This is a genomic window from Nocardia inohanensis NBRC 100128, from assembly GCF_001612945.1.
In the GTDB taxonomy this organism is placed as follows: Bacteria; Actinomycetota; Actinomycetes; order Mycobacteriales; family Mycobacteriaceae; genus Nocardia; species Nocardia inohanensis.
Window position 1 is genome coordinate 1 of sequence record NZ_BDBK01000010.1, and the last position, 13,973, is coordinate 13,973.

Consider the following 13,973-nt stretch of genomic DNA (forward strand, 5'->3'; position numbering starts at 1 on the left):
TGCTTTTGGCGGGAATCCACACAGTGGGCGTGTGGATCCCGGCCAAAAGCACGCCGGGATGACGAAGGGTGGCGCCGACGAATGCAGGTCGCCGACAGAGGTTGTGGCGCCCCACTTTCGTGGGTCCGCGCGGATTGGGGCACGCCACGAAATGCCCGGCTGCGGGACACGCGTGCGGCCGGTGCGCAAGAATGGCTGCGCCGGTACGCGACTTTTCGGGCGTACCACCGCGCGGGTCGCGGACGCCCTCCGGCAGCGTGAGACCGAACCGCGAGGAGTGACGATGACCCGGAACGAAACCGGTGAATTCCAGGGTGCGGGGGGCCGGATCTTCTGGCAGAGCTGGCTGCCGGATACCGAGCCGCGGGCGCTGGCGGTGATCGTGCACGGGTACGCCGAGCATTCCGGGCGGTACGCGCACGTGGCGCAGCGACTCACCGAGGCCGGGTTCGCGGTGTACGCGCTCGATCACACCGGGCACGGGAAGTCGGCGGGTGCGCGCGCGAACGTGGGATCGCTGGACGGCGCGGCCGACAATGTGGCATCGCTGCTGAAGCTCGCCACGGACAAGCACCCGGGCCTGCCGCGCTTCGTCATCGGGCACAGCATGGGCGGGCTGACCAGTGCGTACCTCGCCACCCGCGGCCCCCTCGATATCGATGGCCTGGTGCTGTCCGGCCCGGCCGTGGTGGTCGACGCGGGCAATGCCGTCGAGCGCGCCGTAGCCCCGCTGCTGTCCCGCCTGCTGCCGAATCTCGGTGTGGTGAAACTGGATTCGAAGCTGGTCAGCCGCGACCCGGAGGTGGTGCGCGCCTACGACCAGGACCCGCTGGTCCATCACGGCGGCGTCCCGGCCCGCACCGCGGTGGAGATGCTGCACGCGGGCGATTTCGTGCTCACGCATCTGGACAAGCTGACCGTCCCGCTGCTGGTGCAGCACGGTAAATCCGACGGCCTGGCCAATCCGAAGGGCGCGGACCTGATCGAGCAGGGCGCGGCGTCCACCGACAAGACCGTCATCCGCTACGACGGCCTCTACCACGAGATCTACAACGAGCCCGAACAGGACAAGGTGCTCACCGACCTGGTGAACTGGCTGGAAGCCCACCTGCCCGCGTGAACTACTTGTAGGTGCTCAGGCAAGCGGATTCGCCGTCCAGCACGCCGGTGCGGAAGGCTTGCAGCCGGACGAATCCGCTGGCCACCACCTTCCCGTCGACATCCGCGGCGGCGATCCCGTCGGCCAGCAGACCCGAGACGGCTTCGTCCAGATCGTCGGCGGAGAGCTGCAAGGTGCTGCCGGGCTGGCTGAGTGTCGTGCTGAACGCCCCCGACAGGCAGGCGGTGCGCAGGCCGGCGGTATCGGCTCCGGTCAGGCCCAGCTTCCGATCCTGTTGCACGGCAAGCATGTAGCGGGAGACGAAGACCACGAAGGCGTTGTAGTCGCCCGCCACCAGCGAGGACAGCAGTTCGGTGTCGTCGTCGCCGCGGGCGCGTTTGGCCAGTGCGGTCACATCGGAGCCGATGGTATTGGTGGCCGGACAGTACGAAACCGGTTGCGTGGTAGTCACATTCGAGCACTTCCTGGTGACGCCGCCGTAGTCGAACTTGGGCGCCTGGGTGACCGGGAACGCCGCGGCCAGTGCTTGCGCGACCTGTTCCAGGGAGCTGCGATCCACGGTCAGCTGGGCGCCCTTCTCACCGAACCCGAAGGTGGTGGGCAGCGTGCCGCGGCGTTGCTCCAGCTCGGCGCGGGTCATGTTCTTGCACTTGGCGGCCCCGTCGGTGTAGCCGATCTCGAAGGCGGTGACGCGTTCGAAACCGGTCCCGTGCTCGTTCTCGGAGGCGCCCGGCTCCTGATCCCGCACGGCCACCGCCGCACCCAGCACGCCGTTCAGCCCATCGGTGGTATTGATGGTGAAGTGGCGCGAATTCCCTTCCGCCACATGCCGAATGAACACGCCCGCGAAACAGTCCGCCTGCTGTTCCTTCACCACGTTCGGCGTGAACAGCCCGTTGATCCGGGCCTGCTCCTGCACCGCATGCCCGTATTCGTGGGCCAGCACGAACACCACCGACATATCGCCGAACTTCTCGGAAAGCTCCGGCAGCAGCACGCCGCGATCCCAGCCGATGCTCTGATCCACCCCGCAGTAGGCGGCATTGATCTCCTGATAGGTGGTTTCGCGGCAGAACTCCACCGCTCGGCCGCGCGGGGCCGTTGCATCCCAGGAGATGAACCGGCTCACCGGGGTGAGTTTCCCGGGAAAGATCTTGGCGTACTCGGTGTTCCAGTACTCCTGGATATCGGCGATCGCGTTCAGCGCCAGTCGATCCACCGTCCCGCCGTCGCCGTTCTCGGCCGTCAGCGTGGCGTCCGGCACCCCGGAGCGCCGGCCGCTGGGACCGGTCGCCGATTCGGATCCGTTGAGCTCGAACGGATTTCCCGCTCCGCTCGGCACGCTCTGGGAGCCGGACTCCGGCACCAGTTCACATCCGGTGAGCGTCACGCCGGCCGTCAGAATGACGACGGCCAGCCCCGCCCGCAGCCGCGACATCCGCATCTCGCCTCCCGAGTACCGCGACGGGACCCCCACCGATCCCGGGTACCCGTGACGGTGAGGCTCAGCTCCCGCGTCTTCGAGTATCCCCCCTTCGATCGCTCAAAGTCGCAGTACCGCAAGCACAGCGCGATGATCCGACTCCGGGATGATCATCGAACGCACCTCGGTGGCGTGGCCGCCCGCCACCAGCACCTTGTCGATGCCGATGTAGGGCCCGCCGTACTGGTCCTGCGGCCAGGTCGGCAGCGCGCCCACCCCGGTGAGTTCGCCGGCGTCGGCGTAGCGGCCGCGCAACAGGTCTCGGAACGGCTTGTGGTCGTAGGTGGCGTTGAAGTCACCGCCCACGATGACCTGACCGGACTGCTGGTCCAGGAGTTCGCGGATGCGCCGCAGTTCGCTACTCCAAGCGTCGAAGTCCAGATTCGGTGGCATCGGGTGGAATTGGAATACCGGCACGGGGCCGCGCTCCGGGTGCATCATGGTGGCGCGCACATTGCTCATCAGAAAACCGTCCAGCTTGCGGCCGTCCTGGAGCGGATAACGGCTGAACACGCCGCCACCGGCGCCGCCGCTCGCGGGCGCGGTGAACGAGTACGGCAATTCACTCTCGAGTCCCGCCGCACGCAGCCGCTCCAGCACCTCGGGGGTGAGCTCCTCGAGGGTGAGCACCTCGATGCGATTGTCCCGCACGGCTTTCACCACGGTGTCGGCATCGGCGTGACCGAACAGCAGATTCGATTGCATGACCGCCACATCCACCCCGGGCGGGGCGCTGCCGTCCGGCCACAGCATGGGGAGCTGCGACCACATGGCGGCGACGCTGAGCAGCAAAGCCGTTGCGGCGCTGCGCCATTGGCGAGCCAGGGCGAACAGCACCAGCGCCACCAGCGCACCGACCATGGCGTAGGAGGCGAACGACGCCGCCAGCGTCAAGATCATCACCGGCCAGCTGAAGTAGTGCAGCACCACCCCCGCGCACCCCGCCGCACAGGCGAGCCACCCCAGCACCGACACCCCGGTCCGCACCGTTCGCCGCCATCGCGGTGGGCCCGGAACCTCCCCGATCCGATCCTCCGCATACACCTGTCCCTGCACCGGCACCATGCCACCTCCCCTTCCGCGGCCACCCTACCGGAGCATGGAAAAGCCGCTGACCTGCGCGACCCGCCGGTAAATGGGCTGCGCTGAGACGGCCGAACATGGCACAGTCGAAAGACGTGAGTGAATATCGCCGCCTGAACCAGGCAAATTGGGATCAGCGCGCGCCGCTGCACGCCGCCTCCGCCGACTACGCGCTGGAGCAATTCGAGCGCGATCCGTCGTTCCTCAGCGCCGTGGTGCGCTTCGATCTGCCGCTGCTCGGCGACATTCGCGGGCGGCGCGCGGTACATCTGCAATGCCATATCGGCACCGACACCCTGTCGCTGGCCCGGCTCGGGGCGACCGTGACCGGACTGGATTTCTCGCACGCCTCGATCGCGGAGGCGCGCAAGCTGGCCGAGCTGACCGGAACCGCCATCGACTATGTGGAAGCCGATGTCTACGACGCCGTCGAGGTGCTCGGCGCCAGCGAATTCGACCTGGTGTACACGGGCGTCGGGGCGCTGTGCTGGCTGCCCGACATCCGGCGCTGGGCCGAGACCGTGGCGGGATTGCTGCGCCCGGGCGGACGGCTGTTCATCACCGAAGGCCATCCGGCCCTGTGGTCGATCGACGAATCCCGCACCGACGGGCTCGTCATCGGATTCCCGTACTTCGAAACCGCCGACCCGATGGTCTGGAACGACGCCGGCACCTACGTCGACACCCCGGGCGCGCTGACCGCGACCACCACCCACGAATGGAACCACGGCCTCGGTGAGATCGTCGGCGCTCTCATCGCCGCCGACCTCACCATCACCGGGCTGGTGGAGCACCGCAGCATCCCCTGGAATGCGCTGCCCGGCCACATGATCGAACGCGACGGCCGCTGGGAACTCGCCGAACACCCCGAACGCCTGCCGCTGTCCTACACCCTGCAAGCCGCCAAACCGATCTAGGCCGACGGCCGTCCGCGCTCCGGCGCGCCGCCGAATCACCATCGGCTCGAGGGAACCGGGAGGCGAGCTTCCGCGTCCGAGTCGATAGGTGATCGAGCGAGGGAGGACGCCGATGGACGCGGACCGGCTGGGGCAGGCCGCGCGGGACAGTCAGCAAGGCGCCGAGCGGGAGCAGTTACGGGTCTCGCACGGGGCCGTCGACGCGGATTACGTTCAGCGCTTGGAGCATTTCGAGGGTTGGTCGCACGAGAGCATCTATGCCGCGGTGCGGGAGATGAACCCGGGCGATATGCATGCGGCGGCCGAGGCGTGGGTGAGCATCGGCAACAGCTTGAGTGGCGTCGCACCGCGGCTGCACATGCAGTTGCAGAGCGTCCTCACCGACGGGTCCGCCGGGCGGATCGCGGAGGCGGCCGACCGGGCGGCACGTGAATTCGTTCAGCGGGTACTGGATGTCGCGGAGATCGCGCACGGGACCGGGCACCGGATGACGGCCGCCGCGTTCGGCGCCGAGGCGGTGCGCAAAACCGTTCCCCCACCACCCGATACCGGCTCGACTACCACCGGATCCTCGCTATCCGACACCAGCACAACGTTTCTCGGACTCTTGCTGGGTACCACCGCTCCGGGCGATGCCCAGCAAGCCGAAGCGCACCGCGAGGAGCAGTACCGGCTCGCGCTCGCCGCACTGGAAGCGAACTACGTGCCCATCTACCCACCGGCGGGTGCGGGAGTACCGGCCTTCGCGGATGTCGAAATGCCCGGTGGTGGTGCGCAATCCACGGGCGTGGGTGTCGATCCCGGCTCACCGCCGACCTACGCCGCGACACCGGGTGGCACTTCGCCGGGCCGCACCCACCCGGGTGCCCTGAACCTGGTCGGTGACGGTGCGGACCCCTCCGGGACTCACACAGCATCCGGGCAGCCGGCAGCCGAATCGAAGGCCGGCCGCGAAGCAGCACCGGCGAACGGATCCACGGATCCCGCAGCTACGACCGGTAGCTCCGACGACGGCACAACTCCCGCGAGTACCCGCGATTTCGAGGCCGCCGAGACCACCCCGGCCGCCGGCCCCGGCACGACCGCATCACCCGGCTCGCCCGGATCTCCCAGTTACCCCGGCACCCAAGGCAACCCGTCGGCACCCGGTATCGGCGCCTCCGCCGCACCCCGAATCTCCGGGGCTCCCGGAGTCAGCTACCCGGGCCGGCCGACCGGAACACCCGCCACCCCGATCCGATCCACGCGGGCCGCACGCAGTCAGTCTCCCGGATCGAGCTATCCGCCTGGCATGTACGCCCCTGGCGCACACTCCGGCACCGCCGCCGACACCAACCACACCGCCCCATCGTGGCTGACCTGGCATCGCGCCGAAGAGCTCCTCGGCACCCCGCCCCCGGCCGTCCCCCCGGTCCTCGGAGCCGAAATCCTCGCCGCCCGAACCGACCTCACCCCCGAGGAGCCCGAAACCCCATGAAATGGGAATTCACCCCCGACGAATTCATCCACCTCTGGAAAGAAACCGGCCAAGACCGCTATCCCCCACCTCTCCGCCTTCGCTCCTCGGCCCAATGGCGCGACGACCACACCCGACTCACAACCACCCTGAACGCCCGCCTCCACCGAGACGACCCCGATCTCACCGCAGCCCTGCGACTTTCAGCCCATCCCGACTCCGCCCTGACCCTCACCGGCCTCCGCCGCCACCCGCTCCGCGCCTACGCCGCCGTCACCAACGACATAGCCGTCACCCTGGTCCAACGCCCGTCCACCCGCACCGACACCGGCGGCAACATCATCATCGAATCCGGCACCCCGCCTCTGATCGTCTCCGTCTTCAGCGCGGTCCTGGGCACCGCCCCGCCCGGCACCGTCCAATCCGCAACAACACCGTCCCCGATCGACCACGATCCGGCAGCACGCGCTGAAACTTTCTCCCCGCCAGCGAATCCCAATATCGCGACGGCCGAGGCCGACCACCACCGCCCGCACCGCATCACGCCCCTCCCACCGCGAGGCCGCGAGATCGCCGACACCAGACCCCCGGACCTGGCCCGCATCCTGCGCCTCGCCCACACCCGCCCCAGCGCACACGGCGACCTCACCGCCCGCCACCATCTCCGCACCGACCACCCGACTCCCCCACGACACCTGCACTGGTTCGACGTCACCGGCGACGGCCGCTACACCGTCCACCACCGCAACGGTCACCTGCACATCACCCCCTGCTCGCCGGACACCTTGCGCCGGTGCATTATCCAGTTACTCAGATGATTGGAGTTTTGCTCCACGAACAGCCCTGCTCGATCAGGAAACTGACTGTAGGCGGCTGAAAGTGGAGCAAAACTCCAATCGGCGACTACTCACCACCGAAGACGCGCTCCACCACCGTCTTCGCGCGGCGGGTGACGCGCATGTAGTGGTCGAGGAATTCGGAGCCGTCGTCGTTCGGCCAGCCGGCGACCTTGGCCACCGCCGAGAGCAGGCGGCCGGGGCCGGGGAGCTGGTCGGCGGATTTGCCGCGAACCAGGACCAGGGCGTTGCGGGCTTTGGTGGCGGTGAGCCAGGCGTCGCGGAGCAGGGCGGCGTCGGTGGGGTCGATGAGGTCGGCGGCCTCGATGGTGTCCAAGGATTCGAGGGTGGAGGTGTTGTGCAGGGCCGGGACCTTGTCGGCGTGCTGAAGTTGCAGGAGTTGCACTGTCCATTCGACGTCGGCCAGGCCGCCGCGGCCGAGTTTCGTGTGGGTGGCCGGGTTGGCGCCGCGCGGGAGGCGTTCGGCGTCCACGCGGGCCTTGATGCGGCGGATTTCGCGGACGCCCTCCGGGGACATGCCGCCTTCGGGGTAGCGGATGGGGTCGACGGTGTGCAGGAAGCGGGTGCCCAGGTCGGCGTTGCCGGCGATGAAGCGGGCGCGGAGCAGGGCTTGCACTTCCCAGGATTGGGCCCATTGGGAGTAGTAGGCGGAGTAGGCGGCCAGGGTGCGGACCAGCGCGCCGTTGCGGCCTTCGGGGCGGAGGCCGGCGTCCACCTGGAGGGGCGGGTCGGTACTGGGGGCGCCGAGCAGGCGCTGCACTTGTTCGGCGACGCTGATCGCCCATTTGACGGCGACGGTCTCGTCTTCGCCGGGGCGGGGGTCGCAGACGAACAGGACGTCCGCGTCGGAGCCGTAGCCGAGTTCCATACCGCCGAGCCGGCCCATGCCGATCACCGCGAAGTCGGCGGGGGCCGGTTTACCGGATTCGACTTCGCCGGCGCGGATTACGGCTTGCAGGGAGGCTTCCAGGGTGGCGATCCAGACCGAGGAGAGGGCTTCGCAGACCTGGGGGACATCGAGCATGCCGAGCACGTCGGCCGAGGCGACGCGGGCCAGTTCGTGGCGGCGCAGCGAGCGGGCGGTGGCAACGGCGCGCTTCGGGTCGTCGTATCGGCCCGCGCCGGAGAGGATTCCGCGTTTCACGTCGCTGGGCTGGGTGGCCAGCAGCAGCGGGCCGTTGGGGCCGTCGGCATACATGCGGATGGTTTCGGGCGCGTTGATGAGCAGGTCGGGCAGGTAGGCGGAGGAGCCCAGCACGATCATCAGGCGTTGCGCGATTGCGCCTTCGTCGCGGAGTTCGCGCAGGAACCAGATCTCGTTGTCCAGGCCCTCGGAGACGCGGCGGTAGGCCAGCAGGCCCGCGTCGGGATTCGGTGTCTCGCCGAGCCATTCGAGCAGGGTGGGCAGCAGCAGGGCTTGGATGCGGCCCTTGCGGCCGACCTCGCCGGTGAGCGCCTTGAGGTGGCCGAGCGCGTTCTCCGGCGCCGCGTAACCGAGCGCCGCCAACTGACGGACGGCGGCTTGCGGGGACAGGCGCAGGGCGTCGGCATCAAGGCGCGCAACCGATTCCAGCAGCGGACGGTAGAAGAGCTTGGCGTGCAAGCGCCGCACCCGCACGGCATTGCGTTTGATCTCGCTGGTGAGCACGCCCACCGCGTCCTGCCGCCCGTCGGGGCGCATATGCGCGGCGCGCGCCAGCCAGCGCATGCCCTCCTCGTCCTCGGGGGCGGGCAGGGTGTGGGTGCGCTTGAGTCTCTGCAACTGCAAACGGTGTTCGAGCAGGCGCAGGAATTCGTAGGAGGCGGTGAGGTTGGCGGCATCGTCGCGGCCGACGTAACCGCCCGCGGCGAGCGCGGTCAACGCCTCCACGGTGCCCTGCACGTGCAGTGATTCATCGGCCTTGCCGTGCACCAATTGCAGCAGCTGGACGGCGAATTCGACATCGCGCAGGCTGCCGTGCCCGAGTTTGAGTTCGCGTTCGCGCAGATCGGCGGGGACCAGGTCCTCGACGCGGCGGCGCATGGCCTGCACGTCGGCGACGAAGTCGGGGCGTTCGGAGGCCGCCCACACCATGGGCATCAAGGCGTCGCGGTACTGCCCGCCCAGGTCGAGATCGCCGACCGCGGGCCGCATTTTGAGCAGTGCCTGGAATTCCCAGGTCCGCGCCCAGCGCTTGTAATAGGCGATATGCGATTCCAGGGTGCGCACCAGCGCGCCCGCTTTACCCTCCGGCCGCAGCGCCGCGTCCACGTCGAAGAAGGCCGAACTGCCCACGCTCATCATTTCGGCGGCGAGCCGGGTGGCGGTGGTGTCGGCGGGTTCGGCGACGAAGATGACATCCACGTCGGAGACGTAATTCAGTTCCCGCGCACCGCATTTGCCCATGGCGATGACGGCCAGCCGCACCGGCACCGGCCGGTCGGCGCAGACCCGGGTGACCGCGACCGACAGCGCGGCGGTCAGGGCGGCGTCGGCGAGATCGGTGAGATGCTGCCCCACCGTCTGGTACGGCAGTACCGGTTCGTTCTCCACGGTGGCCGCCAGGTCGATGGCCGCCAGCAGCATCAGCTGATCGCGATACCGCTTGCGCAGCAACCCAACCGCTTCCGACCCGGCGATGCCCGCGCGGTACAGCATGGGTGCGGCGTTCGGCCCGGTCTCGGGCGTCGCCTGCACGGCGTCGAGCAGGCTGGCGAGCACCTCCGCCCGCGAGGGCAGTTCGCGCCGCAGCAGCAATTGCCACGCCGCCGGATCGGCCACCAGGTGATCACCGAAGGCGCTCGACGAGCCGATCAGAGCCAGCAGCCGCCCGCGGAACGCCACATCGGTGCGCAAGGCGGAATCGACCGCAGCCCAATCGTTTCCGAGCTGCTCGCGCAGGCGAATGAGGGTCAGCAGCGCGAGATCCGCATCGGGCGACCGCGACAGCGCCCACAACAGTGGCACGCTCTCCACGTTGTCCCACGCCAACTCTCGAAGCGAATCGGCTGCCGACGGCTCGAGTAGTCCGAGCCGTCCGACACCGGGGACAGCGGATCGCGTTGTCGGTGGCCGGACCATGCACTCAAATTACATGTCACGAAGTTCGGCGGTCGCGCCGAACCCTCCGATAACCGACAACGTGCCCGAACCGGGCCCGCACCGCGATCAGAGGCTGAGGTATTCCTTCAGCTCGTAAGGGGTCACCTGGTTGCGGTAGCCCGCCCATTCGCGACGCTTGTTGCGCAGGAAGAAGTCGAAGACGTGCTCGCCCAGGGTCTCGGCGACCAGCTCGGACTTCTCCATGTTCTTCAGCGCCTCGTCCAGCGAAGCCGGCAGCTCACGGAAACCCATGGCGCGCCGCTCGGCGGAGGTCAGCGACCACACGTCGTCCTCGGCCTCGGGCGGCAGCGTGTAGCCCTTCTCGATACCGCGCAGACCGGCGGCCAGGATCACCGCGAAGGCCAGGTACGGGTTGCAGGCCGAGTCGGGGCTGCGGACCTCGACGCGACGCGAGGACGACTTGTTCGGGGTGTACATCGGAACCCGAACGAGCGCGGAGCGATTGGAGCGACCCCACGAAGCGGCGGTCGGCGCTTCACCGCCGTGAATCAGCCGCTTGTAGGAGTTGACCCATTGGTTGGTGACGGCGCTGATCTCGTGCGCGTGCTCGAGAATGCCGGCGATGAAGGCGCGCGCGGTGACCGAGAGGTTCAGCGGGTCGTCGGCGTCGGCGAAGGCGTTCTGCTCACCCTCGAACAGCGACATGTGGGTGTGCATGGCCGAACCGGGATGATCGGCGAACGGCTTGGGCATGAAGCTGGCCCGCACGCCCTCGTCGATGGCCACTTCCTTGATCAGGTAGCGGAAGGTCATCACGTTGTCGGCCATGGACAGCGCGTCCGCGTAGCGCAGGTCGATCTCCTGCTGGCCGGGCGCGCCCTCGTGATGCGAGAACTCCACGGAGATGCCCATGGACTCCAGCGCGTCGATGGCGTGCCGGCGGAAGTTCGGCGCCTCGTCGTGCACGGCCTGGTCGAAGAACCCGCCGTTGTCGACCGGGATGGGGTTGCCGGTGGCGTCGAGCCCGGCGCGGATCAGGAAGAACTCGATCTCCGGGTGCACGTAGCAGCTGAACCCGAGGTCCGCCGCCTTGTTCAGCTGCCGGCGCAGCACGTGCCGCGGATCCGCCCAGGACGGCGACCCGTCCGGCATGGCGATATCGCAGAACATGCGCGCGGAGTGCTGATGCCCCTTGGAGGTGGACCACGGCAGCACCTGGAAGGTGGAGGGGTCCGGCCTGGCCACCATGTCCGCCTCGGAGACCCGGGCAAACCCTTCGATGGCCGATCCGTCGAAGCCGATGCCCTCTTCGAAAGCGCCCTCGAGCTCGGCGGGAGCGATCGCCACCGACTTGAGATAGCCCAGCACATCGGTGAACCAGAGCCGCACGAAGCGAATGTCGCGCTCTTCGAGCGTGCGGAGGACGAATTCCTTCTGACGGTCCATGACCTGGACTGTAGGTGCGCGGAGTTAAATCCGTGTTACATGAATGACGCGAACTTCAGCATGTAAGACCCGGGCTGGGTTCTTTCAGGTCCACGAGGTAGGCGATCACCGGATCGTCGACGCAGGCGATGCCCGAGAGCGACACCGTGTGTCGCGTGCCGCGATAGGTGATCAGCGCGGCGCCCAGCTCCTTGGCCAGGTCCACGCCCGCCTGGTACGGCGTGGCGGGGTCCTCGGTGGTGGAGATCACCACGGTCTTGGGCAGATTCTGGATCGAAAGCGCGTGCGGGGTGGAGGTATTGGGTACGGGCCAGTTGGCGCACAGTTCCAGCGGGGCGGCCCCGGTGCCCTTGCCGTCGTCGAGGAAGGGTGCGACGCGGCGGTATTCGGCATCCTGCTTGGCCGCGACCGCCCGGTCGGTGACCGGCGGATCGTCCACGCAGCGCACGGCATTGAACGCATCGGCGGAATTGTCGTAGCTGCCGTCCGGCATCCGGCCGTCGTACTGATCGGCCAGCTCCAGCAGCGTGTCGCCCTGCCCGGCCGCCAATTCCTTCAGGCCCTTGGTCAGCCGCGGCCACATGCGATTCGAGTACAGCGTCTGCTGCACCCCGGTGATGGCGTCCCCGTAATGCAGCCCGCGCGGATCCTTGGTCGGAACCGGCTTGTCCCACAACGGATTCACCAGCGCCCGGAACCGCGCCACCGCCTGCGCCGGATCGGTGCCCAGCGGGCAGTCCGGCTGCTGCGCGCAATCGGCGGCATAGGTGTCGAACACCTTCTGGAAGCTGGCGGCCTGCAAAACCGATTCCTGCACCGGATCCTGCTGCGGGTTCAACGCGCCGTCGAGCACCAGCGCGCGCACGTTCTGCGGGAACTTCTCGGCATAGCTGTAGCCGAGCCGGGTGCCGTAGGAGTACCCGATATAGCTGAGCTTCGGGTCGCCGAGCGCCGCCCGGATCACATCCATGTCCTGCACCACTTCCCGGGTGCCGACATGAGCGAGCAGATCCTTACCGCTGCGCTCCAGGCATTTGTTCGCGTAATCCTTGTTCTCGGTCTCCGAGGCGGCGATCCCGGCCGGCGAATTGTCCTCGGGCGCTTCGGCGCGTTCGGCATCGGTCTCGGCCGGGGTCAAGCAGGCGATGGCGGGCAGCGAGGCCCCGATGCCGCGCGGATCGAAACCGATGCGGTCGAAGCGTTCGGCGAGCTGGGTGTTCTCCCCCAGCCCGACCATGGACAGGCCGGAGACCCCGGGCCCGCCCGGATTGACCAGCAGCGAGCCGATCCGATTGCCGGTGGCCTTGATTCGCGAGATGGCGATCTGCGCGGTCGCGCCGCCCGGATTCGCGTAGTCGACGGGCACGTTCACCCGCGTGCACTGCACGACGGCGGGCGCTTCACCGCCGGTGAACTCGTCACAGCTGCCCCAGTTCGGCTGCTGGCTGTAGAACTTCTCCAATCCCGCCGGAGCCTCGCCCGTCGGGTTCCCGTCCACCACGGTGGAGCACGCGGCGGCCGTCATCGCCAGCACCGTCGCCAGGAGCGCGGTCCGGCCGGTTCGCATCAACGCCATGCAGGAATGTTGGCATGTGAGGAATTCCATCTCGGAACGGGGCGTCTGCGATGGCAGACTGAATTGGTCAGCAAAACCCGGGGACCCGATACGGGCCTCGAGGCCACGACGAAAGGGACGATGATGTCCGTATCCGATGCGGAAACCCCTGCCTACGGCGCTGCTCCGGCCGAGAAGAAGCCCAAGCGCAAGGTTCGCACCCACCACTTGCAGCAGATGAAGGCCGACGGTGAGCGCTGGTCCATGCTCACCGCCTACGACTACTCCACCGCGCGCCTGTTCGAAGAGGCCGGCATCCCGGTGCTGCTGGTCGGCGACTCCGCCGCCAACGTCGTCTACGGCTACGACACCACCGTCCCGATCACCGTCGATGAGCTGATTCCGCTGGTGCGCGGCGTGGTGCGCGGCGCCCCGCACGCCCTGGTGGTGGCGGATCTGCCGTTCGGCACCTACGAATCCTCCCCCGAGCAGGCTCTCGCGACCGCGGTCCGGTTCATGAAGGAGGGCGGCGCGCACGCGGTCAAGCTGGAGGGCGGCGAGCGGGTCGCCGGCACCATCGCCAAGCTGACCGCCGCCGGCATTCCGGTGATGGCGCACATCGGCTTCACCCCGCAGAGCGTCAACACCCTCGGCGGCTTCCGGGTGCAGGGCCGCGGCGACGGGGCCGAGCAGCTGGTCGCCGATGCCATCGCCGTGCAGGAGGCCGGGGCCTTCTCGGTGGTGATGGAGATGGTCCCCGCCGAGCTGGCCGGTCAGGTGACGCGCAAGCTGACCATTCCGACCGTCGGCATCGGCGCCGGCGTCGATTGCGACGCGCAGGTGCTGGTCTGGCAGGACATGGCCGGTTACACCAGCGGCAAGACCGCCAAGTTCGTCAAGCGCTTCGCCGAGGTGGGCGACCAATTGCGTTCCGCCGCCGCCGATTACGCGGACGAGGTGCGGCGCGGGACCTTCCCCGGGGCCGAGCACAGCTTCTGATCCGCGACCCCCTC

Annotated in this window: 10 protein-coding genes; 5 read left to right on the forward strand and 5 right to left on the reverse strand. The window is 68.4% G+C overall.

Going from position 1 to position 13,973, the window contains the following annotated elements:
* Positions 1 to 283 precede the first annotated feature (283 nt).
* Positions 284 to 1,120: an alpha/beta hydrolase gene (locus NI1_RS19680; protein ID WP_067823776.1), complete on the forward strand. Its 837-nt coding sequence runs from the start codon at positions 284 to 286 to the stop codon at positions 1,118 to 1,120.
* Between the two features lies 1 nt (position 1,121).
* Here NI1_RS19680 and NI1_RS19685 read toward each other — a convergent pair whose 3' ends face one another.
* Positions 1,122 to 2,564, reverse strand: coding sequence for a neutral zinc metallopeptidase (locus tag NI1_RS19685; protein WP_369690148.1), 1,443 nt, complete (start codon positions 2,562 to 2,564; stop codon positions 1,122 to 1,124).
* Between the two features lie 99 nt (positions 2,565 to 2,663).
* The gene (locus NI1_RS19690) at positions 2,664 to 3,668 is read right to left on the reverse strand and encodes an endonuclease/exonuclease/phosphatase family protein (RefSeq protein WP_157535215.1); all 1,005 of its coding nucleotides are present in this window, start codon (positions 3,666 to 3,668) and stop codon (positions 2,664 to 2,666) included.
* Between the two features lie 95 nt (positions 3,669 to 3,763).
* On the opposite strand from NI1_RS19690, the gene NI1_RS19695 reads away from it, so the two are divergent.
* From NI1_RS19695 to NI1_RS19705, 3 genes are all read left to right on the forward strand, one after another.
* The gene (locus tag NI1_RS19695) at positions 3,764 to 4,603 is read left to right on the forward strand and encodes a class I SAM-dependent methyltransferase (RefSeq protein WP_218026788.1); all 840 of its coding nucleotides are present in this window, start codon (positions 3,764 to 3,766) and stop codon (positions 4,601 to 4,603) included.
* Positions 4,604 to 4,715: 112 nt separating this feature from the next.
* On the forward strand, positions 4,716 to 6,080 hold the full coding sequence (locus NI1_RS19700; RefSeq protein WP_067822860.1) for a PPE domain-containing protein: 1,365 nt from the start codon (positions 4,716 to 4,718) through the stop codon (positions 6,078 to 6,080).
* On the forward strand, positions 6,077 to 6,877 hold the full coding sequence (locus tag NI1_RS19705) for an ESX secretion-associated protein EspG (RefSeq protein WP_067822863.1): 801 nt from the start codon (positions 6,077 to 6,079) through the stop codon (positions 6,875 to 6,877). Before NI1_RS19700 ends, NI1_RS19705 begins: the two co-directional genes overlap by 4 nt.
* An 85-nt stretch (positions 6,878 to 6,962) precedes the next feature.
* Here the strand turns inward: NI1_RS19705 and NI1_RS19710 are convergent, their stop codons facing one another.
* The 3 genes from NI1_RS19710 to NI1_RS19720 form a co-directional block, all read right to left on the reverse strand.
* Positions 6,963 to 9,977: a bifunctional [glutamine synthetase] adenylyltransferase/[glutamine synthetase]-adenylyl-L-tyrosine phosphorylase gene (locus NI1_RS19710; RefSeq protein ID WP_067822866.1), complete on the reverse strand. Its 3,015-nt coding sequence runs from the start codon at positions 9,975 to 9,977 to the stop codon at positions 6,963 to 6,965.
* Positions 9,978 to 10,064: 87 nt separating this feature from the next.
* Entirely contained in the window at positions 10,065 to 11,405 is a 1,341-nt protein-coding gene (locus NI1_RS19715) for a glutamine synthetase family protein (RefSeq protein ID WP_067822868.1), read from the reverse strand.
* 55 nt (positions 11,406 to 11,460) lie between these two features.
* Positions 11,461 to 12,981 (reverse strand): alpha/beta hydrolase, encoded by a 1,521-nt coding sequence (locus tag NI1_RS19720; RefSeq protein WP_067822871.1) that lies wholly within the window; start codon positions 12,979 to 12,981, stop codon positions 11,461 to 11,463.
* Between the two features lie 123 nt (positions 12,982 to 13,104).
* Between NI1_RS19720 and panB the strand changes: the two genes are divergently transcribed.
* Positions 13,105 to 13,959 carry a 3-methyl-2-oxobutanoate hydroxymethyltransferase gene (panB, locus tag NI1_RS19725; protein WP_067823785.1) on the forward strand — a complete coding sequence of 285 codons (855 nt, stop codon included), beginning with the start codon at positions 13,105 to 13,107 and terminating at the stop codon, positions 13,957 to 13,959.
* Positions 13,960 to 13,973 lie beyond the last annotated feature (14 nt).